A 24184-nucleotide genomic window follows, 5' to 3' on the forward strand; every position below is an offset into this window, starting at 1 on the left:
TCGGCGCGCGTCAGCCCGCATCGCCCCAGCCGCCGCCGAGCGCGACGTAGAACGCAACCGTATCCTGCAGGCGCTGCGCGACCGTCTGCAGCCACGCAATCCGCGCCTGATGGTATTGCAAGTCGGCGACCAGCAACTGGACGTAGCCGGCAATCCCCGCGTCGTAGCCGGCCTGCGTGAGCTTCAGCGCGTCACGAGCCGCGGCCATCGCGCGCGCCTGCGCATCGAGCGCCGCCGCGTCGTTGGCGAGCGCGCGCAACGTGTCGGCCACCTGCGAGAACGCCGACAGGACGACCTGCCGATAGGCCGCATCGGCTTCGTCGTACGCATCCTGCGCGGCGCGCCGCTGGTTCAGCAGCGAGCCGCCATGAAAGATCGGCGCGGTGAGTGCGGCACCGGCACTCCACACGCGGCCGGCGGGCGCGAACAGCTTGCCGGCGACGACGCTGTCGAACCCGCCCGATGCGGACAGCGTGAGGTTCGGGTAAAGCGCGGCCGTCGCGACGCCGACCCGCGCGCTGGCTACGTGCAACTGGGCTTCCGCCTGCAGGATGTCGGGGCGGCGGCGCACCAGCGACGACGGCGCCGTGTCGGGCAGGCTGGCGGGCGGCTCGATCCCGTCGAGCGACAGTTCCGGCGTCCGCCAGTCGGCCGGGTAGCGGCCGGCCAGCAGCGCGAGCAGATCGTCGGCCTGCGCGCGCTTCTGGTCGAGCGCGGGCAGCGTCGCCTCGAACGACGCCCGCTGCGATTCCAGCGTCAGCACCGCGACGTAGGCTGCCGCGCCGGCCGTCACCTGCGCGCGCGTCAGACGAACCTGCTCGTCGAGCAGGCCGATCATTTCGCGCGTCGCCGCGGCTTCGTCGCGATAGGCCGCGCGCGCGACCATCGTATTGACGACGTTCGCGGTCAGCATCAGATAGGCGCCCGCCAGCGCCTGCCGTTGCGCATCGACGTCGGCCGCGAGCGCTTCGACCTGGCGCCGTTCGCCGCCCCACAGGTCGAGCGTGTAGCTGACCGTGGCCGACAGCGTGAACAGGTTGAAGATCGACGCCGGCAACGCCTGGCCGGTGCGCAGCGGCACAGCGCGCTGGCGCGACGCGCCGGCCTGTGCATCCACCTGCGGAAAGAAGATCCCCTGGCCGGCCCGCAGCGCGTGCTCGCTGCGCCGCAGCGTCGCTTCGGCGAGATCGAGCGTCGGGCTGCCGGTCAATGCTTCGGCGACGGTCGAGTCGATCGCGCGGCTGCCGAAGCGTGTCCACCAGTCGCGCGTGAGCGCCGCGTCCGCCGACAATGCTTGCGTCCGGCCGCCGCCGCTCCAGGAGCCGGACGCCGCGCCCGGATCGTCGGGCGGCACGAAGCGCGCGACGCGCGGCGCGGGCGGCGGGACGAAATTCGGCCCGACCGTGCACCCCGCGAGCAGCACGGCGACGGCCAGCGCGCCGGTGCCGCGGCGCAGCGCGCGCGCGCGGCGGGCCCCGCTATTTGCCTGCGACGTAGACATCGACGATCTGCCCGGGAAACAGCCGCACATTCCTGTTCGGCAAGATACGGAAAATGACCGGCAGCACGCGCACGTCGACGCGCTCGGTGCGCTGGTCGGACAGCTCGATCTTCGGCGTGACGTATGGCTGCACGCGCACGAACTGGAGATCGGCCTCGACCGATGTGCCGCGCACGAACATGTGCGCCTTCAACGCATGCAGGTCGGGTAACTGGTGGATCAGGATCTCGTCGATGTAGCAGCGCACCTGCAGCCGGTCGACCGGCGTGCCGAGCACCACGACCGGCGTGCTGCCCCGCGTATAGGTGTCGTAGAGCCCCTGCGAGGTCAGGTAGGCCCCCACGGCCGCGTTCATCGCCAGGACGGTCCCGTCCGCCGGCGCACGCAGCGTGTAGCGGGCGAGCAGTGCGGCCGCCGCGTCGGCCGCGCGCCGCAGCGCGATGGCCTGCGCTTCCTGGTTGCGCACGTCGTAGCTCCATGCGCCGGCCTTGGTCAGACGATACTGCCGCGTCACGACGTCCAGGTTGGCCGCCGCGACGCGCACCGCGTTCGCGGCCGTGTCGAGCGCGTCGCGGCTGACCGCCTTCGGATCGATGTCGTACGCGTGCCGCTGCTTGTCGTACTGGTCCTGCGCGAGCTTCAGGCTCGCCTGCGCGGCCGCCGTTTGCGCACTGGCCACGTCGAGCACCTCGCGGCGCGGCTGCGCCTTCAGCTCGTCGAGCAGCGCGGCGGCCGCGTCGGCCTGCGCCGCGAGCTGGGCGGCGGTCGCGCGTTGCACCGAGTCGTCGATCGTCAGCAGCGCGTCGCCGGCCTTCACCGGATCGCCGTCGTGCACGAGGATGCGCGTCACCGCGCCCGAGACGTCCGGATAGACGTTCACGTTCGCGCCGGCCGGCTGCTCGCTCTCGACGATGCCGTTCGCATAGACGCCGCGCGCGTACGGATTGGCGGCCGGCTTGAATACCGGCGGCTGCGGCGGCTCCTGGCGGCTGTAGACCCACGCGGCGACGACGCTTGCCAGGAAGCCGAGCAGGGCCGCCACGAACACGAGCCGGTGTTTCATCGTGCACCACCGCGCTCGATGCCGTTCAGCTTGCCGTCTTCCATCCGCAGGACGCGATCCGCGTACTCGAAGATCCGCGCGTCGTGCGTGACGATCACGATGCAGCGCGTGTCGTCGAGCACCTTGTGCTTGACGAAGTCGATGATCATGCGGCCCGTGTCGCCATCGAGCGACGCGGTCGGCTCGTCGAGGATCAGCAGGTCGGGCTGGCTGACGATCGCGCGCGCGATCGCGACGCGCTGCTGTTCGCCGCCGGACAGCTTCACGGGCGGCAGTTGCGCGCGGTTTGCGAGCCCGACCACGTCCAGATACGCGTGCGCTTCCTTGAGCGCGTCGTCCCACGGCCGGCGCCTCAGGATCAGCGGGATCGCGACGTTCTCCGCGGTCGTGAGCCGCGGGAACAGGTGGTAATCCTGAAACACGAAGCCGATCCGGTTCAGCCGGAAATCGGCGATCGCGTCGTTCGGCTGCGCCCACAGGTCGACGCCGTCGATCGACACCGAACCGCCGTCCGGCCGCAGGATGCCGGAGATCACGCTGAGCAGCGTCGTCTTGCCGCTGCCGGACGGCCCGACGATCAGCAGCATCTCGCCGAAGTTCGCCTGCATCGACACGTCGCGTAGTGCCTGCGTGCGCGCGTCGCCTTCGCCGAACCATTTGCTGACGCCGCGCGCGTCGATCGCGATGCCGGCCATCGTCAGCCCCGGAAGATGTCGAACGGCTCGATGCGCAGCACGCGCCGCACGCCGAGATAGCTCGAAATCGTCGCGATCACGACCACCATCCCGAACGCGAGCGACAGGTTGCCGTACGTGATGAGCGCCGCATAGTCGGGAATCCGCAGTTTCGCGAGACTGATCATCAGCACGCACAGCCCGACGCCGATACCGTAACCGGTCAGCGCGGTGAACGTCGCCTGGAACAGGATCATCGCGACCAGCTCGCGGCTTTTCGCGCCGATCGCCTTCAGCGCGCCGAATTTGTCCAGGTTCTCGAGGATGAACGCATAGAACGTCTGCCCGGAAATCGACAGGCCGATGATGAAGCTGATGATCGTCATCAGCATGATGTTGGTGCCGAGCCCGGTCTCGTACTTGTAGAAGCGCGCGATCTGCGCGATGAATTCGTCGCGTGTGTACGCGCGATAGCCGAGCGCTTGCACGACGGCCTTGATGTGGGCGATGTCGGCATCCGACTTGGGCTCGACGAGGATGTAGGAGGTCGTGAAGCGTGGCGACGGAATGTAGCGGATCGCGCGGGCGTAGGTGGTGTAAAGCGTCGGCGTGCCGAACAGGCCGCTCGCGGCGACCTTCGCGATGCCGACGATCACGCCGCGATGATCGTTCAACTCGAAATCGGTGCCGACGGACGGATTCTCGAGTTTCCGGAACTCGGGATCCTGAATCGCGATGAAGCCGTTTTCCGCGTAGATGTCCTCGATGCGGCCCTGCAGCATCGTCGGGCGGCCGAGCAGGCTGGCGTCGTCGAGGCCGACGACCGTCACGGCCTGGTAGGTGCCGGAGCGCAGCTTGACGAGCGCGCCGCCGGAATAGAGCGGCACCGCATACTTGACGCCGTCGATGCTGCGCACCGCGTCGAGCACGTAGTCGGGCATGCCGATGCTGTTCGCGATCGTCTTCACGGCCGGGTCCATCACCCATACCTTCGCGCCGATATTGATGACCGACGCCGACGACTTGTTCAGGATGCCGGCGAACAGCGACGTCATCTCGATCATCAGCAGCACCGAAAACGTGATGCCGACGATCAGCGCGGTGAATTTCGCGCTGTCGTTGACGAGCAGCTTGAACGCGAGACGCAGGATGCCGTTCATGATGGCGAATCCGACGCGTCCGGGCCGTGCGCCTAGCGCCCGGACGGCGCCGGATCCAGCTGCGCGACGAACGCCACGATGCCCGACACGAGCGCAACGATCGCGTACGGGACGACCCGCTCGTCGATCAGCATCGCATGCACGACGCCCAGCAGCGACGCGAGCGCGATGAATACGCAGAGCGTCGCAAGCGCGTTTCGGTATCGCAGACCCATCATGACGTTCTCCCGGGAAGCGGCCGCCGTGGACATAGCTGCCACTGGTTGCGCAAGACATGGCGCCATGATCGCGTGCCGCGCGCCGGCACGATTGATCTGTATCAACGGACGAATCCCGGCGTCACGGGCGCGATGCGCCGATCAAGTCATCTGACCAATCGTCTTGCGGAACCGCGTCAGCGACAGCAGGAACAGCACGCAGCCGATCGCGAACAGCGCCGCGAACTGGGCCCACACCGCATCGAACCCGGCGCCGCGATACAGGATCCGCTGCGCGAGTTCGACGAAATGCGTGGTCGGCGCGGCCAGCATGATGTCCTGCACGACGGGCGGCATGCTTTCGCGCGGCGTCAGGCCGCCCGACAACAATTGCAACGGCAGCAGCACGAGGACGAGCAGCATGCCGAACTGCGGCATGCTGCGCACGAGCGTCGCGAGAAAGATCCCCATCGACGTCGTCGCGAACAGGTGCAGCGCCATGCCGGCCACGAACAGCGGCACCGATCCCGGAATCGGCACGTGCAGCGCGCCGCCCACGACGAACGTCAGCGACGCGACGGCCGCCGCCGCGACGACGAGCCCCATCGACCAGACCTTCGCGAGCATGATTTCCGCCGCGGTCACCGGCATGACGAGCAGATGCTCGATCGTGCCGTGCTCGCGCTCGCGAATCAGCGCGGCCCCGGTGAGGATCATCGACAGCATCGTCACGTTGTTGATCAGTTCCATCAGCGCGCCGAACCAGACTTCGTCGAGATTCGGGTTGAAGCGCATCCGCATCGCGAGATCGACCGGCGGCAAGGACGTGCCGCGCTGGCGCCGCACGAACGCATCGATCTCGCCCGACACGATCTGCTGGACGTAACCGCCGCCGGTGAACGCCTGCGTCATGCGGGTCGCATCGACGTTGAGCTGGACCGTCGCGTGACGGCCGGCGAGCACGTCGCGCTGGAAGTCGGGCGGAATGTCGAGCGAGAACGTGTAGTCGCCGTTGTCCAGCCCGCGATCGGCCGCGCCGGCGTCGACGAGCGGGGGCGGCACGAACTGCGGCGGGAAGAACGCCGCCGCGATGCGCGCCGACAGCGGCGACGCATCCTCGTCGACGATCGCGATCGGCACCTTGTGCAGCGTTTCCGGGCGCGCGGTGGCCGCGACGTAGATCGACGCGCTGAACGTGTAGACGATCAGCGCGAGCAGGATCGGGTCGCGGGCGAGGCTCCACAGTTCCTTGACCCCGAGCCGGAAAATGACGAGCAGGCGCGACATGGTCAGCGCTCCTGCTTGCGCAGCAGCACGCCGGTCATGACCAGGATGACCGGCGCGGCCGCGAGCATCGGCCAGAACTGGGACGACAGGTCGGCCAGCCCGAGCGCCTTGTTGTAGACGCCGCGGCTGATCGCGAGCATGTAGGTGGCCGGATAGACGGTGCCGACCCACTTGCCGCTGCCCTCGAGCGACGACAGCGGCGTGAGCAGGCCCGAGAACTGCACGACGGGAATCAGCGTGCCGACGATCGTCATGAAGATCGCGGCGATCTGGCTGCGGGTAAACGTCGACGCGAACAGCCCGATGCCGGTGGCCACGACGTTGAAGATCAGCACCGCGGCCGCCAGCGTCGCGAAACTGCCCTTGATCCGCACGCCGAACACGAGGTCGGCCAGCACGACCATCAGCAGGAAGTTCAGCATGGCCAGCATCACGTACGGCGCCTGCTTGCCGAGCAGGAATTCGGCCCGCGTGACGGGCGTCACGTACAGGTTGACGATCGACCCGAGCTCCCGTTCCCGCACGACGGCGAGCGCCGTCAGCATCGCGGGCAGCATCAGCAGCAGCATCGGCATGATCGCGGGAATCATGGCCGGCAGGCTCTTGACGTCCGGGTTGTAGCGATAGCGGATCGCGATGTCGACGGCCGGCGCGAGCGACACGCCGAGCCGGCGCTTCGCCTGGTCGCGCAGCCAGTTTTCGTGCATGCCGGCCACGTAGCCGCGGATCGTCTCCGCGCGCATCGGCATCGCGCCGTCGACCCATGCGCCGATCTCCACGCGGCGGCCGCGCGCGACGTCGCGCGCGAAACCGGGCGGGATCTCGAGCGCGAGCGACAGCTGGCCGTTGCGCATGCGGCGCTCGATGTCGCGGTCGTCCGCGAGCGGCGCGCGCGGCACGAAGTAGCGGGAACCGGCGAGGTTCTGCGCATAGTCCTGGCTCAGGATCGACTGATCGCGGTCGAGCACCGCGAACGTCAGGTTGTCGACGTCGAGACTGATCCCGATGCTGATCACGCACATCAGCACGAGCGAGCCGAACAGCGCCAGCGTCGCGCGCAACGGGTCGCGTCGCAGCTCCAGCACTTCGCGCCACAGATAGCTGCCGGCGCGCGCCGGGCTGAACCATGCCGCCGCACGACCGGCGCCGGCCGCCGCGGGCGGCGCGGCGAGCCAGCCGGCGTCGGACGGCGCATCGGCCGGCGCACCGTCCGCGCCATCCGCTTTCTGCGCGTCGCTCAGGTAGCCGATGAACGCGTCCTCGAGCGTGGCGGCGCCGCGCAGGCGCACCAGTTCCTCGGGCGCGGCGCTCGCGAGCACGCGGCCCGCATGCATCAGCGAGATGCGGTCGCAGCGCGCGGCCTCGTTCATGAAGTGCGTCGAAATGAAGATGGTGACGCGATCGTTGCGCGCGAGCTCGATCATCAGCCGCCAGAAGTCGTCACGCGCGACCGGATCCACGCCCGACGTCGGTTCGTCCAGGATCAGCAGCTCGGGCTTGTGCACCATCGCCACCGCGAGCGAGAGCCGCTGCCGCATGCCGAGCGGCAGGCGCTCGGGCAGCGCGTCGAGGGCGTCGGCCAGCCCGAAGCGCGCGACCATTTCGGTCACGCGCGCGGGCACGTCCGCCTCCGGCACGCCGAACAGGCGCGCATGCAGCACGAGGTTCTGCCGGACGGTCAGTTCGCCGTAGAGCGAAAACCCTTGCGACATGTAGCCGACGCGCCGGCGCGTGTCGATGTCGTTCGCGGCGACCGGCCGGCCGAACAGCGTCGCCGTGCCTTGGGACGCGGGCAGCAGGCCGGTGAGCATCTTCATGGTCGTCGACTTGCCGCAGCCGTTGGAGCCGAGAAAGCCGAAGATTTCACCGCGGCGGATCCGCAGGCTCACGTGGTCGACCGCGACGAAATCGCCGAACCGCATCGTCAGCCCGTCCGCCTCGATCGCGTAGCCGGCCGCCCGATCGGCCTGGAACGGCGCGATCACGACCGGCTGGTGTCCGTGCCGGCGCGCCTCCGGGAGCAGCGCGATGAACGCGGCTTCCAGCGTGTCGCAACCGGTGCGCTCGAGCAGCTCGCCGGGGCTGCCGGTTGCCAGCACGCGGCCGGCGTCCATCGCGATCAGCCGATCGAAACGGCGGGCCTCGTCCATGTACGCCGTGGCGACCAGCACGCTCATCGCCGGGCGGGCGGCGCGAATGCGGCCGATCAGCTCCCAGAACTGCGCGCGCGACAGCGGATCGACGCCGGTCGTCGGCTCGTCGAGGATCAGCAGGTCGGGATCGTGGATCAACGCGCAGCACAGGCCGAGCTTCTGCTTCATGCCGCCGGACAGCTTGCCGGCCGGGCGGTCCAGGAACGGCTGCAGGCCGGTGCTGCGCGTCAGCGCGTCGATCCGTCGGCGCCGCTCCGCCGCATCGTGGCCGAACAGGCGCGCGAAGAACTGCAGGTTCTCCTCGACCGACAGCGTCGCGTACAGGTTCCGGCCGAGGCCTTGCGGCATGTAGGCGATGCGCCGGCACACGCGCGCGCGGTGGCGGCGCGACGACAGGTCGCCGTCGAGCGTCCATACGCGGCCCTGCTGGATCGCGCGCGCGCCGGAAACGAGCGCGAGCAGGCTCGACTTGCCGACGCCGTCCGGCCCGATCAGCCCGATCATGCGGCCGGCCGGGATATCGAGCGTCACGTCGTCGAGCGCGGCCTTGTCGCCGTAGCGCAGCGAGACGCCGGACAGCCGTGCGACCCAGCCCGGATCGGCCGACACCGGCGCAGCGCCGGTCGCGCCGGCAACCGTCTCGACGGGCGGCGCCGCTTTCATTGCGGCACCCTGATCGCGAGGCGATCCGGCCAGCCCGCGTGCGGGTCGGTCTTCAGCCACGCCACGCCCGGCAAGCCGGTCTTGACGAGCTTCAGGTGGCGCTGCAACAGGTCGCGATCGATGCGTGCCTTCACCCGGAACATCAGCTTCTGCCGCTCGGTGGCCGTTTCGACCGTCTTCGGCGTGAACTGCGCGGTGCTCGACACATAGGACACGCGTGCCGGAATCACGTATTCCGGTGCCGCATCGAGCACGATCCGCACGTCGGCGCCGAGCGGGACCCGGCCGACGACCGCTTCGGGCAGGAAGAACGTCATGTACACGTCGGACAGGTCGACGACGTTGAGCACCTTGCCGCCTGCCGGCAGGACTTCGCCCGACTCGGCAATCCGGTACTGGACGCGCCCGTCGCGCGGCGAGGTCAGTTCGCTGTCCGAGAGGTCGGCCCGCACGCGCGCCACGGTCGCCTGCGCGGCCGTCACGGCCGAGCGCGCCGCGACGAGCTGGGCCTGCGTGGCGTCGATCGCGGCCTGAGCGGCTTGCACCTGGGCCCGCGCGGCATTCACGGTCGCGCGCAGGCTGCCGGCGCGCGCGCGATCGTCGTCCAGTTCCTGCATCGACGACGCGCCGTCGCGCGACAGCGTTTCGGACCGCGCGAGCCGCCGCGTGGCCGCATCCAGCTCGCTTTCCCGCTGCACGACGACGGCCGCGGCCGCGGCCTTGTCGCTGCGGCGCTGCGCGACCTGCGCGTCGATGCTCGCCGCGGTGTTCACCGCCTGCTGCTCGCGCGCCCGTGCCTCGTCGAGCTGCGCCTGCAGGACGACGACGTCCATGCGTGCGAGCGGCTGGCCGGCCGTCACGAAGTCGCCTTCGTCGACGAGCATGGCGGTGACGCGCCCCGGCAGCTTGGTCGCGACGTCGATTTCGGTCGCCTCGATGCGGCCGTTGCCGCTGACGAGCCCCGCATCCGCCTGGCCGTCGTGCCAGCGCGTCCACCCGTAGTACGCGAGGCCGATCGCAAGCACGGCCGCACCGATACCGATCAGAAGAGGGCGCGGGATGGTTTTCATGGTGTGTTGTCCGAGTCGGTCGAAAGGGGCGCCGTTGCCGCGGCAGTCTTGCCGGTGTCGATCACGCCGCCGCCGAGCGCGCCGTACAGCGCGACGCGGCTCGACAGCAGCGCACGACGGGTCGTGACCAGCTGCTGCTCGGCGTTCATCAGGTCCCGCTGCGCATCGAGCACCTCGAGGAAGCGGGTTGCCCCGCTGTCGTAGCGCAGCTTCGCGAGGCGCGCCCGCTCGGCCTGCGACGCCAGCGTGGCGCGCTCGATGGCGACCTGGTCGGCGAGCCAATGGCGCGCGGCGAGCGCATCCGACACGTCGCGGAATGCGCGCTGCAGCGTCTGCTCGTAGCGGGCGAGCGCTTCTTCGCGTTGCGCGCGCGCCAGCGCGAGATTCGACCGGTTGCGGCCGCCGTCGACGAGCGGCAGCGTGACGTTGGGAATCACCGACCACACGCCGGACCCCGACGACAGCAGGTCGTGCAGCGCGCTGCTTCCCGAACCGATCGCACTCGTCAACGCGATGCGCGGAAAGAATGCCGCGCGCGCCGCGCCGATGTTCGCGCGGCTCGCCTGCAGTTCGCGCTCCGCCGCGATCACGTCCGGGCGCCGGGTCAGCAGCGACGAAGGCAGGCCGGGGGTTAGCGACGGCAGCACCGCGCCGTCGTCGAGCGCGAGCGGCGTGGCGCCCAGCGCCGTCGGCGCACCGACGAGCAACGCCAGCGCATCGGCTGCCGTCGCGCGGGCCTGCTGCAACTGCACGCCGAGCGATTCCGCCTGCTGCAGCAGGATCTCCGATTGCGTGAGATCGAGGCGCGAGATCGCGCCGGCCGCGTGACGAAGCCGGAAAATCCGCAGCGATTCGCGGCGGGTGTCGATCGTCGCGCGGGTCAGCGCGATGCGTTCGTCGATCTCGCACAGGGTCAGATACGCGTCCGCCACACCGGTGACGACGCTCAGCATCACCGCCTGCCTGGCCGCGTCGCTCGCGAGGTAGCGCTGAAGCGCTGCTTCCTTCAGGTTGCGCACGCGGCCCCAGAAATCGATCTCCCATTGCGTCTCGGCCAGCTGGACTTGATAGACCTGCCCGATGACGGGCGCCGGAGCGAGAAAGCCGCCCGGTGTACGAAACCGCGCGTAGGCCGCGCCCGCACCGATCGTCGGCCATTGATCCGCGCCGCGGACGCCGTACACCGCGCGCGCCTGCTCGACGCGGGCAACCGCCGCGCGCAGATCCCGGTTGTCGGCGAGCGCCTGGCCGATCAGTGCGCGCAGGCGCGGGTCGACGAAGTAAGCCTGCCAGTCGGGCACGGGCGCGGCGGGTGTCGCGTCGGCGGACGGCTCCGGAAAGGACGCGGGAATCGGTGCGGCGGGACGCTCGTCCGGTGGCGCAAGCGACAGGCAGCCCGACAGCAGCCCCATGCCCGCCGCCAGCGCAATGGCACGCATGCGCCGCACGACGGCAGGATGACAGCGAACGGGAAGCGCGGCAGCGCGCATGGAATGCCTCGTCGAATACGGAAATGCGGGAATTCGGGATGGCGCCGCCCGCGGGGCGTCGCCGCTTCGGATTCACTTATATCCGACGATTACCGGGTTTCCCCTTGATCTGTGTCACTCGGGCGGGGATGCGTTTCGAGGGGCTGCTCGCTTGACGCGCGTGCCGGAGCATGCGTCGGACGCTTTCGCGACGGCGTGCCGGACCGGGCCGCGCAATGCCTGTCACGGGCGGCACGCCTGGTGCGGCAACGTCCGTCGCGAGCCCGCGGTTGATTGATCCTCGTCAAGCCGCCGGCGCGGCCGTGCGCGATGCTGAACACGGTGCGGCACGCATTCGCTCGCGGGCATTGCGGCCGGCATGGACCGACGGGAGACCGACATGAAGTCCGATGCAGTACTCAAGCAGGATGTCGAGCAGGCGTTGTTCTGGAATCCGGCGATCGATGCGCGCCGGATCGACGTCGAGGTTCACGACCGGATCGTGACGTTGCGCGGCACGGTCGACAGCTGGGCGCAGAAGCTCGAGGCGCAGAAGACGGCACTGCACGTCGCCGACGCGCGCGCGCTGGTGCTCGAACTGAACGTCACCCCGCCGGAGAACGCGTGCGCGGACCAGGAGCTGGCGATCGCGATCACGTTCGCGCTCGGCTGGCAGGAGGCGTTGCGCGATCACAAGATCAGCGTCGAGGTCGATCACGGCTGCGTGACCCTCGACGGCGAAGTCGATCATGCGTATCAGAGCCGCGCGGCGGAAGCGATGGTGAGCCGGATGATCGGCGTCGTCGGCGTGGCCAACCGCATCCGGGTGCGTGCCGACCATACGGTGCCCGACGTCGGCGCCCGGATCGCCGAGGCGCTTGCGCGCCGCGCGCAGCGCGAAACCGCGGGAATCTCGATCGATGCAACCGACGGCGTCGTCACGCTGACGGGCACGGTCGCGTCGCTGGCCGAAAGGCGCGCCGCGTGTGGTGCGGCCGGGTCGGTGAGGGGTGTCCGGCAGGTCGTCGACCGACTGATCGTCGCCTGACCGGCTTGCACGCGCCGTCTACTACCAGGAGAAGCTGCGATGAACCGTTCGCATACCGGCCCCGGCCGAAACTATCTGCGCCGCGACAAGCGCATGCAGCCGCATACGAAAGACAGTTATCGCGAACCGAAGCGGCCCGCGGGCGACCGCATCTGCGAAGGCTGCGGCGCCGTCTGCGACGCGGGCCGCTGGACCTGGTACGCGACCCCGCTCGACCGGCGCCAGCTCGAATGCCCGGCCTGCAAGCGCATGCGGGAAAACGTGCCGGCGGGCGAACTGGTGTTGCAGGGTGCCTACCTGAGCGCGCACCGTTCGACGATTCTCGAACTGCTGCGGCATCAGGCCGATCTGGAGACGAGCGAGCACGCGCTCGAACGCATCATGGACATCGACACATCCGCCGATTCGCTCATCGTTCGCACGACGGGCGTGCACATGGTCCGGCGCCTCGGCGAAGCACTGCTGCATGCGCATCACGGCGATCTCGTGCTCGACTATCGCGACGGCGAGGACGTGCTGCGTGCGCACTGGAAGCGCGACGATGCGTGAGCGGATGCTGGCCTGCCGGAGAGGTTCGACCCCGTGAAAAAATCATTCGACTACTCCGGGCTGCTGATTCCGGTCGCGTTCGCCGTGCTGGTCGCGGTTCAACTGCTCGCGCGCCAGCCGGTGTCGACAACGATTTCCTACAGCGATTTTCACCGCCTGGTGGACGCACGGCTCGTCGACGATCTCGAGATCGGCCCGGCGACGATCTCGGGCACGCTGCGCATGCCGCAAGCCGGCGCCGCGCTGCCCGCGTCCGACGCGGCCGGCGTGAAGGAGGCCGGCGCGCCGTGGCGCTTCACGACGAACCGGGTGAGCGACGAAGGGCTGGTCGCCGCGCTGACGACTGCCGGGATTCGCTACCGCGGCGCGACGGATACGGGCTGGATCGGCACGCTGGCGACCTGGATCTTCCCGTTGATCGGCTTCGTCCTGATCTGGAATTTCATGATGCGAAGGCCGGGCGGGATGCGGGATCTGAGCGGCATGGGCAAAAGCCGCGCCCGCGTCTACATGCAGAAGGAAACCGGCATCACGTTCGACGACATCGCGGGCATCGACGAGGCGAAGGCCGAGCTGCAGCAGATCGTCGCGTTCCTGCGCAACCCCGAACGCTACCAGCGGCTCGGCGGCAAGATTCCGAAGGGCGTGCTCGTCGTCGGCGCGCCCGGCACCGGCAAGACGCTGCTCGCCCGCGCGGTCGCCGGCGAGGCAGCGGTGCCGTTCTTCACGATCAGCGGCTCGGCGTTCGTCGAGATGTTCGTCGGCGTGGGCGCGGCGCGCGTGCGCGATCTGTTCGAGCAGGCCCAGCAGAGCGCGCCGTGCATCGTGTTCATCGACGAGCTCGACGCGCTCGGCAAGGCGCGCGGCGTCGGCCTGATGTCGGGCAACGACGAGCGCGAGCAGACGCTGAACCAGCTGCTCGTCGAGATGGACGGCTTTCAGGCCAATTCGGGCGTCATCATCATGGCCGCGACCAACCGGCCGGAGATCCTCGATCCCGCGCTGCTGCGCCCCGGGCGTTTCGACCGGCACATCGCGATCGACCGGCCGGACCTGACCGGACGCAAGCAGATCCTGGCCGTGCACACGAAGCGCGTGAAGCTCGCGCCGGAAGTCGACCTGGCCGAGCTGGCACAGCGCACGCCGGGCTTCGTCGGCGCCGATCTCGCGAACGTCGTCAACGAAGCCGCGCTGCATGCGGCGGAACTGGGCAAGCCCGCGATCGGGATGGCCGATTTCGACGAAGCCATCGATCGCGCGATGACCGGCATGGAGCGCAAGAGCCGCGTGATGAACGAACAGGAGAAGCGGACCATCGCGTACCACGAATCGGGGCATGCGCTCGTCGCGCAAAGCCGCGCGCACTGCGATCCGGTGAAGAAGGTGTCGATCATCCCGCGCGGGATCGCGGCGCTCGGCTACACGCAGCAGGTGCCGACGGAGGATCGCTACGTGCTGCGCCGGAGCGAGTTGCTCGACCGGCTCGACGTGCTGCTCGGCGGACGCGTGGCCGAGGAAATCGCGTTCGGCGACGTGTCGACCGGCGCGCAGAACGATCTCGAACGCGCGACCGCGCTGGCGCGCCATATGGTGATGCAGTACGGGATGAGCGAGAAGATCGGCCTGGCGACACTCGACGATGGCGCACGCCAGGGCGGGGCGCCGGGCGTGTGGACGCCGGGCGACGGCCACTGCAGCGAGCACACGGCGCAACTGATCGACGAAGAGGTGCGTGCGCTGCTCGAGGAAGCGCACGCGCGGGTCACGGCAACGCTCGGCGCGCATCGTGATGCGCTCGAACGGATCGCGCGCAGTTTGCTGCAGCACGAATCGATCGATCACGACATGCTGGTGGCACTCATCACGCCGCCGGACGATGACGGCGAGCCGCCCCGGGCGCCGGAAGCCGACACGGAAACGACCACGGGCGTCTCCGCCTGAAGGAGCGATCGGCGCCCGCTATCGCCCCGGATGCTTGCCCGGACGCTCGCCGCCGCTCATCGTGTCGTTCAACAGCCGATGCAGACCGGGCCGCCGCGCCGCGCGTGCGACGCGTCATCGGTCACGACCGACGCGAGCCGCGGATCGGGCCGGAAGACCGTGATGCCCTTGAGCCCGTCGCGCCACGCCTGGAAGAACAGCGCGTCGACCGCCGCGAGCGAACACCGGGCGGGCATCGTCACGGTCTTCGAGATACCGGCGTCGACGCACGGCTGCAGCGCCGCGAGCATCGCGACGTGGTCGGCCGGCGCGATATCCGCCGCCGTGACGAAATAGCCCGGCAGCCTGACGATGTCGCCATGCAGTGCGCGAAACAGCCGGTGAGCGTGATTCTCCACACGAAACGGCCGGACCTGCCCGTCCGCGGTGCGGACCATGCGGCGCTGCGTCCAGCCGACGGCCGGCTCGATTCCGTTCGAACAGTTGTCGCAGAACGCGAGGCTCACGCTGCCGGCCGGCGCGAACGACAGCAGGTGGCTGTTGCGCAGCCCGTGCCGCGCGATCGCGTGATGCACCTTCAGCGGCAACAGCGTTCGATACGCGGGGCCGCTCAGATAGGCGGCCGGGTCGTAGGCCGGAAACACGCCGCGCTCGGCGGCAAGCGCGGCCGACGCGGCGAACGCATGCTCGCGCATCGCGAGCGCGATCCTGCGTGCAAGCGCGCGTGCTTCCGCGCTGTCGTAGCGCAGCCTCAGCATCGTCAGCGCGTCGCCCAGCCCGGTCACGCCGACCCCGATGCGGCGCGTGCGTCGCGCTTCGTGCTCGTGCGCGGCGAGCGGCCACTCGGTCAGATCGAGCACGTTGTCGAGCATGCGGACCTGGATGCGCACCGCATCGGCGAACGTCGCGAAATCGAAGCGCGGCTCGCCGTCGACACCGAACGGGTGCAGAACGAACCGAGACAGGTCGATCGGTCCGAGCACGCAGCTGCCGTAGGGCGGCAGCGGCTGCTCGCCGCACGGGTTCGTCGCGTCGATCCGCTCGTGCTCGCGCAGCGGATTCGCGGCGCGGATCGTGTCGAGAAACAGCAGCCCCGGTTCGGCGCTGTCGCGCGCGGCAGTGACGATCGCGTGCCAGAGCGTGCGGGCCGGCACCGTTGTGTAAAGGTAGCGTCCGTCGGGCAGCCGGGGCGATGCGCCGGACGTGCAGGCGGGTGGCGCGTGGTGGAAGAGCGCCCACGGCAGGTCGTGCCGGACCGCCTCCATGAATGCGTTCGTGACGCCGACCGACAGGTTGAACGTCGGCCAGCGCGCGCGTCCGCGCTTGGCCGCGACGAACGCGACGAGGTCCGGATGATCGCAGCGCAGCACGCCCATCTGCGCGCCGCGGCGCGGGCCGGTGAACGGCAGCGCCCGGCACATCGCATCGAAGCGGTCGATCGCCGCGCATACGCCGCGTCCGGACGACAGGCGCCGTTCGTACGCGTCGGCGGGCGGCACCGGCGAGAAGTCGTAGCCGATTCCGCCGCCCATCAGCAGCGTGACCCGGGCGTCGTCGAGCGCATGCGCGAGCGCCGTGTCGAGGGCCTGCACGGGGGCGTCGGCCGGAATCGCGAGCGGATGGACGAAGCAGTTGACCATCGTTCCGCCGTGGTCCGCGCCGGCGTTCGCGAGAATGCGGCCCGCGCCGATCGCACCGCGCTGCAGGTTCAGGTAGAACACGCGCTCCACCTGCGCACGGCGCTCGGCCGGCTCGGCGAGCGACAGCGCACGGGCGACGCGATGGAAGACGGCCGCGCGAGACGTGTCGCCGGGCTGCGCATAGCGCTCGGCGAACACGGTGCTGCAAAGCGGTTGCTCGTCCATGGCGGGGCTCGGCGACGACGAATGACTCAATGTAGGCGCCTGCCCGAACGTGTCGTTGATCGAACGCAACCGGGCGCTTTCGCGGCACCGCTTGATGGCGGTCAACGCCGCGGCCGGCGTCGAACGTAACGTGTAGCCACGGCCGGCACGCCGCGGTGGGCCGGGAATCGCCACGCGGGCACCCGGCGCGCCTGCCATCGACTGCGAGCGACGCACCATGACCGATATCGTTACCGTCACGTTGAATCCGGCCGTCGATGTCTCGACCTCGGTCGAGCACATCGTCGATACCCACAAGCTGCGCTGTACACGGCCACGGCGCGACCCCGGCGGCGGCGGGATCAACGTCGCCCGAACCATTCACCGGCTCGGGGGCGACTGCGTCGCGCTGTACCTGGCCGGCGGGCCGACCGGCGACGTGTTGACGCTGCTGCTCGAAGCCGAGCGCCTGCCGGCGGTGCGCGTCCGGATCGCCGGCGAGACGCGCGAGAACGTCTGCGTGAGCGAGACCGCGACCGGGCGCGAATACCGGTTCGTGATGCCGGGGCCGCTCGTCACGCAGGCCGAGTGGCGCGACTGCGCGGCCCGCATCGACGCCATGCAGCCGGCGCCGCGCTATCTCGTGCTGAGCGGCAGCCTGCCGCCCGGCGCGCCCGACGACCTGTATGCGACGCTCGCGCGCACGGCCAGGGCAAGAGGAAGCCGGGTGGTCGTCGATGCGGCGGGCCGGGCGCTGCAAGCGGCCCTCGAGGCCGGCGTTCATCTCGTGAAGCCCAGCCTCGGCGAACTGAGTGCGCTGGCCGGCGAACCGCTCGACGACACGGCGGCCTGCCGCAAGGCGAGCGAACTCGTGGCGCGCGGGCAGGCCGACATCGTCGCGTTGACGCTCGGTGCGCGCGGCGCCTGGGTCGTCACGCGCGATCGCGCGCAGCGCCTGCCCGGCAGGCCGGCAGCGGTATGCAGCACGGTCGGCGCCGGCGACAGTTTCGTCGGCGGCATGGTCTGGGCGCTGGCGCGCGGCGTGCCGTTCGACGATGCGTGCCGCTATGCGCTGGCGGCATCGGCCGCCTCGGTCGAGCATCCGGGCACGGCGCTGTGCACGCGCGACGACGTCGAGCGAATTCATGCCGAACTGGTTGCGCAGGCAAGCTGACGTCCAGGCGGACCGACGCGTGCACGATCGCGTCGACGCGCGATCGATCGTTGATCTGGCTCAGCGGATTGCGCGCCGCCATCGCGAAAAATGGGGCAGCCATTCCACGAGGTCCGCCATGGCCGTTCGCCTGACCGCCTTGATCGCCAGCCTGCTCCTGCTGTCGGCCGCGTCGCCGGTTTCGTCCGCCGACGTCGCGACCGTCGATTCGCCCCCGCAGCGTGTGCTGATCCTGGTCTATCACCGGTTCGCCACCGCGCGCCTGGATTCGATGACGGTGCGTACCGAAACCTTCCGGCACCAGCTGCAGGCGATCGAGGCGAACGGCTACCGCATCGTGCCGCTCGCCGACGTCGTGCGCTGGCACGACGGCCAGGCCGATGCCGTGCCGGCGCGGGCGGTCGCGATCACCGTCGACGACGGTCATCGCTCCGTCTACGACGTGCTGCGCCCGTTGCTGGGCGCCCATCCGATGCCGGTCACGCTGTTCATCTATCCATCCGCCATCTCCAACGCCGGCTATGCGATGACCTGGGACCAGCTGCGCACGCTCGGGCGGGCCGGCGGGTTCGACATCGAGTCCCATACGTACTGGCATCCGAATTTCCGCACCGAGCGCGCCCGGCTCACGCCGGACGACTACCGGCGCTTCGTGTCGTTCCAGCTGGGCCGGTCCCGCGAACGGCTCGAGGCCGAAACCGGTGAGCCGGTCAGGCTGCTGGCCTGGCCGTTCGGCGTCCATGATGAACAGACCGACCAGTTGGCCGCACGCGAAGGCTACGTCGCGGCATTCACGCTCGACGCGCGCCCCGTTCGTGTCACCGACCCGGCAATGGCACTGCCGCGCTATCTGATGACGGACGATTGCGACACACGATGCATGAACGGATTGCTGAGAACCGCCGGGAGTCAGCCGTGATGAAACGCCTGATCATCTGCCTGCTCGTGTCGCTCGCCGGCTTCGCTGCCCGGGCGGCGCCCGTCACGATCACCGTCGTCGATGCGACGAACGGGCACCCGCTCGCCGGCGCGATCGGGCATGCGTCGGGCGTGAACCGGACCGCGGATCGCGACGGCGCGTTTTCACTGGAGATCGACGCGGCGGGCACGCGCCTGAGCGTGCGTGCGCCGGGCTACGCGCGAACCGAAGTCACGCTCGCGCCGGCCGGGGTCGCGCAGACGATCCGGATGACGCCCGTGCGTCCGAAGGCGGTCTATCTGTCCGCCTATGGCGTCGCCGACCGCACGCTGCGCGAGGCGGCGCTGTCCCTCCAGGACAAGACGGCAATCAACGCGCTCGTCATCGACGTGAAGGGCGACAGCGGCGTGACGCCGTATCGCAGCCTGGCGCGTGAAATCTCGGGTGCCGCGAACCATGCCGCCGGCGCCGTCGTGCATCCGCCCGATCTGCCGGACCTGCTGCGGACGTTCCACGCGCGCGGTCTTTACGTGATTGGCCGCATCGTCGTGTTCAAGGACGACGCGCTGGCGCGCGCTCATCCCGAGTGGGCCGTGCGCGACGCGGCCGGCGAGATCTGGCAGGACCGCGAGCATCAGCGCTGGATCGACCCGACGTCGCGCGCGGCCTGGCAACACAATTACGATGTCGCCGAAGAGGCTGCCCGCATGGGTTTCGACGAAATCCAGTTCGACTACCTGCGTTTTCCCGACGCCAACGGCCTTCGGTTCGGCGAGTCCAATACCGAGGCCAACCGGGTCGCGGCGATCACCGGATTCCTGACCGGCGCGCGCGAACGGCTGCGGCCGTACAACCTGTACATGTCGGCCGACATCTTCGGGTACGTCTGCTGGAATGCCGACGACACCGCGATCGGGCAGCGGCTCGACGCGCTCGGACCGGTCGTCGACTATGTGTCGCCGATGCTGTATCCGTCCGGCTTCACGTGGGGCCTGCCCGGTTGCCGCAAGCCGACCGAGCATCCGGGCGAGATCGTGTCGCGGTCGCTGGCCGAGGCGAAGCGCCGGACCGGACTGGACGGTGTCCGGTTTCGGCCGTGGCTCCAGGCGTTTCGCGACTATGCGTTCGATCGCCGGCCGTTCGATGCGGACGAGATTCGCGCGCAGGTCGACGCGGCCGACGCGGAGGGCACGGACGGCTGGATGCTGTGGAATCCGCGCAATCGCTACGATCCTGCCGCGTTGCCGCGCTGAGCGGCACGTGCAGACCGGCGCGAACGCGCAGGGCGCGAATCGATCATGCCGTGGAATGACGAACGTTATCCGCCTTCGATGCGGAATCTGCCGCCGCCGGTTCGCGGCAAGGCGATCGAGATTGCCAACGCGCTGCTGCGGCAGGGGCGTTCCGAGGGCAGCGCGATCCGCATCGCGATCGCGCAGGCGAAACGGTGGGGGCGTGCGCATGCCGTCTTTCGTGGCCGCGGGTGACGGTCGAGTCGATGAATGACTGAACGACGGCCCTGCCGTCGATACTACGCCATACACCGTGCCGTGCATTCGCGCCCGGTCATCGCCGGATGCCACCGCGCGGCCAGTACGCACGCGACGAGCATGACGGCGACCGCGATGCCATGCGCCGGGTTGCGCAGGCACGACGCGACCTGCTCGCTCCTCGCCACACCGAAAAGGCACCACAGGCAGAAGTGCTCGCAGTTGTTCGTGAGCAGCCGGTATCGGCATTCGCCCAGGCGCGATGCCGCGCGGCGCGCGGCTTCCGTTCCGTCGTACAGCGTGCGCGCGTGGCGGATGACCGCGAGCCCGAAACCGGCACGAAAGCCGTCCAGCGTGACGACCTCGACCGGACCGCCGCTCGCATGGCGTGACCATCCCGCGTAGTGAATCACGTTGCCGTCGCCGATGTAGATCCCATGATGCAGATAACCGGGGCGGCGGGTCACGAGGTGGGCACCGACCGGCGGTTCGCCATCCGGCATGGCGTCGTCGGCGTGCACTGCGGTCGGATCAATCATCGCCAGCTCCTCGGTCCTGCGGCGGCGGGGCGGAAGGGCCGCGCGCCGGCCGCGAAACACGTTGCTTCCTGTCACGTCTCCAGTATTGACAGCGGCGCCGCGCGGAACAATCAGCGTGGCCTGAGCTTGCTGTCCGACGTCGGGCCGCCGTGTCGGAAATTTCCGACGGGCCGTGCAATATCGGCTGACAGCCGTTACGGACGATTGCGCCGTCCGGATGCCGCTCCCCCGTGTTTTCAGGCGTGCCGCGACGCCCGGGCAGATGGGGCGCGATGACTGTCTCGCGGGGGGCCGTCCGGCCTCGTTCGGCGTCGACAGGCGCGCACTTGACTTGAGTCAACGGGAAATCGGCGTTCCGCGCGACGCTGACAGCGTCGTCGACTCGAACGAGCGACGTCACCGCACGCGACACGTTCCGCGACCGGACGGGCGGCATTGCAGCCATGCGTGCTCGATCAGGAGAGTGAAGATGTGGACCGGAACCGTGAAGATGCTGCTGCTGGCAGCCTGCCTGCTGAATATCGGTACGAACGCGCTGGCTGAAACGTCGACCGAGCCGATCATGCGCAACGGTGTCGCGTATATCACCGGCGGAATCGGCCAGGACGAGGTCACCGCGTTTCGCGATGTCGCGCCTCGCTACAACCTGCGGATCACGTTCGCGTCGAAGCGGGGCCATTATCTTTCCGATGTCGACGTCACGCTGTCGTCCGGCAAGGCGACGCTTCTCGACGCGCACACGAACGGGCCGTTCCTGTTCGCCCGCGTGCCGCCGGGGCGATATACCGTGTCCGCGCACGACAGGGCCGTCCAGGAAGTCCGGCACGTCGTCGTACCGGCGCGCGGCGCCGTCGATGTGCGCTTCTACTGGCACGACCCCGAACGGCAAGGCGCTATGCATCTGTGTGCGGATTGTTCCGCATCGCCGCAATAACCGGCACGCCAGTCGCGCTTTCGATCAGGACCGGCGAGGCGGCGATGCGCGGCGCTCGCGCCAGCGGCGCGGCGGTTCTCCGCGCGCGGCTCGACTCCGCCGCTGCGACCGGCACGAAGGAATGAATGCCGTGGAACAGTCTCGATCGCGACACTCCCGCTGCGCTGCCGCGCTGACCGGCGCGCTGCTGTTCGCGCTTGCATCGGCCGGTGCGCACGCGGAATCCGGCACGGCCGCCGCGCAGCAGCAGGCCGCCGCGATCGACGAGGCAGTCGCCGCCGAGATCGCCGACGGCCATCTTGCCGGCGCGGTGGTCGTGACGGGCGATGCGGACGGCGTGCGGGTACGCGTCGCGCGCGGCCTGCGCGTGGCGGGCGAGCACGCGGAGGCGATGACGGCCGATACCGTCTTCGATCTCGCGTCGCTGACCAAGCCGGTGGCGACGGCGGTTGCGGTCATGCAACTCGCGGAGCGCGGCATGCTGAGCCTCGACGCGCCGGTCGCGCGCTACTGGCCCGCGTTCGGTGCGCACGGCAAGGCCGGCATCACGATCCGCCAGTTGCTCGGGCACGTGTCGGGGCTGCCGGCCGGCGTGTCGTCGTCCCGCGCGCTGCGCAGCCGCGCCGCCGTGCTGGCCGACATCGTCGCGATGACACCCGGTGCGCCGGCCGGCACCCGGGTGCGCTACAGCGACGTCAACTACGTGGCACTCGGCGAGATCGTCGAGCGCGTGTCGCACCGGCCGCTCGACGCGTGGTGCGCAGCACACGTGTTCGCGCCGCTCGGGATGGCGAGCACCGCGTTCCGGCCGCCGGCGCCGCTGCTCGCGCGCGTGGCGCCCACCGCCGTGCGCGATGGCCGGCTGCTCCGCGGGAGCGTGCACGATCCCGTCGCGGCCGCGTTGGGCGGCGTGGCCGGCAATGCGGGCCTGTTCGCGAGTGCGGACGATCTGGCGCGCTTCGCGCGCATGCTGCTGAACGGCGGTGCGCTCGGCCCGGCGCGCGTGCTGGCGCGCCGCAGCGTCGCCACGCTCGAGACACCGGCCACGCTCGACGCCGAAGGCGACCCGCACACGCCCGGCTGGGCGGTCGCGCCGCCGCTCGTCGCGAACCGCTACCGGTTGCCGCCGGTCGGCGCGCTGCAACACCTCGGCTACACGGGCACGGCGCTGTGGATCGATCCCGTGACGCGCCGCTTCGCGGTCGTGCTCACGAGCCGGCTGTATCCCGACGAAACCGGCACGGCGTTGCCGTTGCGCTCGCTCGTGCTCGGCATCGTATCGAGCGAAGCCGCTCCCGTGACGCCGGCGCGGATCGCGACGCGCGTGCCCGCAATGGCGGCGGCCGTCGCGCAGGCCGCCCGGTTGCCGGTATCGCGCGGGCCGGTACTGGCCGGCATCGACGTGCTCGCGGCGAACGGCTTCGCGGCCGTCGCGGGCAAGCGCATCGCGCTCGTCACGAACCGCAGCGGCTTCGACCGGTTCGGCCGGCGCACGGCCGACCTGCTCGCACAGGCGCCGGGCGCGCGGCTCGTCGCGCTGTTCGCACCCGAGCACGGGCTCGGCACCGACGTCGACGAGACGTTCGGCGACACGGTCGACGCCGCGACCGGTGTGGTGGTTCACAGCCTCTACGGCGACCGGCGCAGGATCGCGCCCGCGCTGCTCGCCGACGTCGACGTGCTGGTGCTTGACCTGCAGGACGCCGGCGTACGCTTCTTCACCTATCTGGCCACACTCGGTTACGCGCTCGAGGCCGGCGCCGCCGCGCAGCGCCCGGTGCTGGTGCTCGACCGCCCGGACCCGCTGGGCGGCGATGCGTTCGGCGGCCCCGTGGCCGATGCCGGGCCGGCCACGTTCACCGGTTATTACCCGTTGCCGCTCCAGCCCGGCATGACGCTCGGCGAGCTCGCGCGGCTGTTCAACGACCGCCTGCACGTCGGCGCGGCGCTGACCGTGGTGCCGATGGCGCATTACGTGCGCGCGATGCGCTTCGGCGACACCGGGCTCGGCCAGGTACCGCCCTCGCCGAACCTGCGCGATGGCGCCGCGCTGTCGCTCTACCCGGAGACGGGGCTCATCGAAGGGGCGGCGGTCAGTGTCGGGCGCGGCACCGCGACACCGTTCGGCGTGGTCGGCGCGCCGTGGATCGACGGGCGCATCCTCGCCGACGATCTTCGCGCGATGCGGCTGGACGCGACGTTCTCGCCGGTTCGCTTCGTGCCGGCGGAGGGGCCGTATCGCGGCAGGATGTGCGAAGGGGTGCGCATCGAACGGCCGCCCGGCGCGACACGGCCAGGCGAGATCGGGCTGGCACTCGCGCTGGCGCTGCACCGGCGTTATCCGGCGCAGTTCCGGATCGATGCGATCCGTGCATCGATCGGCTCGCGCGAGGTGGCGGACATGCTGGAGGCGGGGCGCTCGCCCGACGAGATCGAACGTGTCGTCGATGCGCAAAATGCCGCGTTCGCGCGCGAACGGGCGGCGTTCTTACTGTACTGAGTCCGTGCC

At 70.0% G+C, this 24184-nt stretch carries 19 protein-coding genes; 8 read left to right on the top strand and 11 right to left on the bottom strand.

What is annotated here, in order from left to right:
* Window positions 1–10 precede the first annotated feature (10 nt).
* The 9 genes from DID99_RS05120 to DID99_RS05160 all read right to left on the bottom strand — a co-directional run bounded on the left by DID99_RS05120 (window position 11) and on the right by DID99_RS05160 (window position 11258).
* Window positions 11–1501: an efflux transporter outer membrane subunit gene (locus tag DID99_RS05120; protein WP_124666219.1), complete on the bottom strand. Its 1491-nt coding sequence runs from the start codon at window positions 1499–1501 to the stop codon at window positions 11–13.
* Window positions 1479–2564, bottom strand: a complete 1086-nt coding sequence (locus DID99_RS05125) for an HlyD family secretion protein (RefSeq protein ID WP_124666220.1) — start codon at window positions 2562–2564, stop codon at window positions 1479–1481. Before DID99_RS05125 ends, DID99_RS05120 begins: the two co-directional genes overlap by 23 nt.
* On the bottom strand, window positions 2561–3265 hold the full coding sequence (locus tag DID99_RS05130; RefSeq protein WP_185733734.1) for an ABC transporter ATP-binding protein: 705 nt from the start codon (window positions 3263–3265) through the stop codon (window positions 2561–2563). The genes DID99_RS05125 and DID99_RS05130 overlap by 4 nt, the downstream gene beginning before the upstream one ends.
* Window positions 3262–4398 (bottom strand): ABC transporter permease, encoded by a 1137-nt coding sequence (locus tag DID99_RS05135; protein ID WP_124519790.1) that lies wholly within the window; start codon window positions 4396–4398, stop codon window positions 3262–3264. The genes DID99_RS05130 and DID99_RS05135 overlap by 4 nt, the downstream gene beginning before the upstream one ends.
* Before the next feature lie 32 nt (window positions 4399–4430).
* On the bottom strand, window positions 4431–4616 hold the full coding sequence (locus DID99_RS05140; protein WP_124519791.1) for a DUF2964 family protein: 186 nt from the start codon (window positions 4614–4616) through the stop codon (window positions 4431–4433).
* Between the two features lie 141 nt (window positions 4617–4757).
* Window positions 4758–5882 carry an ABC transporter permease gene (locus tag DID99_RS05145; protein ID WP_124666222.1) on the bottom strand — a complete coding sequence of 375 codons (1125 nt, stop codon included), beginning with the start codon at window positions 5880–5882 and terminating at the stop codon, window positions 4758–4760.
* Between the two features lie 2 nt (window positions 5883–5884).
* The gene (gene rbbA / locus DID99_RS05150; RefSeq protein ID WP_124666223.1) at window positions 5885–8698 is read right to left on the bottom strand and encodes a ribosome-associated ATPase/putative transporter RbbA; all 2814 of its coding nucleotides are present in this window, start codon (window positions 8696–8698) and stop codon (window positions 5885–5887) included.
* Window positions 8695–9768, bottom strand: a complete 1074-nt coding sequence (locus DID99_RS05155; protein WP_124519794.1) for an HlyD family secretion protein — start codon at window positions 9766–9768, stop codon at window positions 8695–8697. Before DID99_RS05155 ends, rbbA begins: the two co-directional genes overlap by 4 nt.
* Window positions 9765–11258, bottom strand: coding sequence for an efflux transporter outer membrane subunit (locus tag DID99_RS05160; RefSeq protein WP_124666224.1), 1494 nt, complete (start codon window positions 11256–11258; stop codon window positions 9765–9767). Before DID99_RS05160 ends, DID99_RS05155 begins: the two co-directional genes overlap by 4 nt.
* 379 nt (window positions 11259–11637) lie before the next feature.
* On the opposite strand from DID99_RS05160, the gene DID99_RS05165 reads away from it, so the two are divergent.
* The 3 genes from DID99_RS05165 to ftsH are packed head-to-tail and all read left to right on the top strand — an operon-like array spanning window position 11638 to window position 14775.
* Window positions 11638–12285, top strand: a complete 648-nt coding sequence (locus tag DID99_RS05165; protein ID WP_124666225.1) for a BON domain-containing protein — start codon at window positions 11638–11640, stop codon at window positions 12283–12285.
* A gap of 39 nt (window positions 12286–12324) precedes the next feature.
* Window positions 12325–12834, top strand: a complete 510-nt coding sequence (locus tag DID99_RS05170; protein WP_124666226.1) for a BCAM0308 family protein — start codon at window positions 12325–12327, stop codon at window positions 12832–12834.
* A gap of 33 nt (window positions 12835–12867) precedes the next feature.
* Complete coding sequence (gene ftsH, locus DID99_RS05175) at window positions 12868–14775, top strand: ATP-dependent zinc metalloprotease FtsH (protein ID WP_124666227.1); 1908 nt, start codon at window positions 12868–12870, stop codon at window positions 14773–14775.
* A gap of 68 nt (window positions 14776–14843) precedes the next feature.
* On the opposite strand, the gene DID99_RS05180 is transcribed toward ftsH, so the two are convergent.
* Complete coding sequence (locus DID99_RS05180) at window positions 14844–16640, bottom strand: adenosylcobalamin-dependent ribonucleoside-diphosphate reductase (protein ID WP_124666264.1); 1797 nt, start codon at window positions 16638–16640, stop codon at window positions 14844–14846.
* 217 nt (window positions 16641–16857) lie between these two features.
* Between DID99_RS05180 and DID99_RS05185 the strand changes: the two genes are divergently transcribed.
* The 3 genes from DID99_RS05185 (at window position 16858) to DID99_RS05195 (ending at window position 19965) form a co-directional block, all read left to right on the top strand.
* Window positions 16858–17793, top strand: coding sequence for a 1-phosphofructokinase family hexose kinase (locus tag DID99_RS05185; protein ID WP_124666228.1), 936 nt, complete (start codon window positions 16858–16860; stop codon window positions 17791–17793).
* Between the two features lie 118 nt (window positions 17794–17911).
* Complete coding sequence (locus tag DID99_RS05190; protein ID WP_124666265.1) at window positions 17912–18712, top strand: polysaccharide deacetylase family protein; 801 nt, start codon at window positions 17912–17914, stop codon at window positions 18710–18712.
* A complete protein-coding gene (locus tag DID99_RS05195) occupies window positions 18709–19965 on the top strand; it encodes a putative glycoside hydrolase (protein WP_124666229.1) in 1257 nt (418 codons plus the stop codon). The genes DID99_RS05190 and DID99_RS05195 overlap by 4 nt, the downstream gene beginning before the upstream one ends.
* 278 nt (window positions 19966–20243) lie before the next feature.
* Here the strand turns inward: DID99_RS05195 and DID99_RS05205 are convergent, their stop codons facing one another.
* Window positions 20244–20741 carry a lecithin retinol acyltransferase family protein gene (locus tag DID99_RS05205; protein WP_124666266.1) on the bottom strand — a complete coding sequence of 166 codons (498 nt, stop codon included), beginning with the start codon at window positions 20739–20741 and terminating at the stop codon, window positions 20244–20246.
* Window positions 20742–21210: 469 nt separating this feature from the next.
* On the opposite strand from DID99_RS05205, the gene DID99_RS05210 reads away from it, so the two are divergent.
* Together DID99_RS05210 and DID99_RS05215 are read left to right on the top strand one after the other, a co-directional pair.
* Entirely contained in the window at window positions 21211–21675 is a 465-nt protein-coding gene (locus tag DID99_RS05210; RefSeq protein ID WP_124570435.1) for a carboxypeptidase regulatory-like domain-containing protein, read from the top strand.
* A gap of 121 nt (window positions 21676–21796) precedes the next feature.
* Window positions 21797–24175 carry a serine hydrolase gene (locus tag DID99_RS05215; RefSeq protein WP_124666231.1) on the top strand — a complete coding sequence of 793 codons (2379 nt, stop codon included), beginning with the start codon at window positions 21797–21799 and terminating at the stop codon, window positions 24173–24175.
* Window positions 24176–24184: the final 9 nt, after the last annotated feature.

The organism is Burkholderia sp. Bp8986 (assembly GCF_003854225.1).
Lineage (GTDB): Bacteria > Pseudomonadota > Gammaproteobacteria > Burkholderiales > Burkholderiaceae > Burkholderia.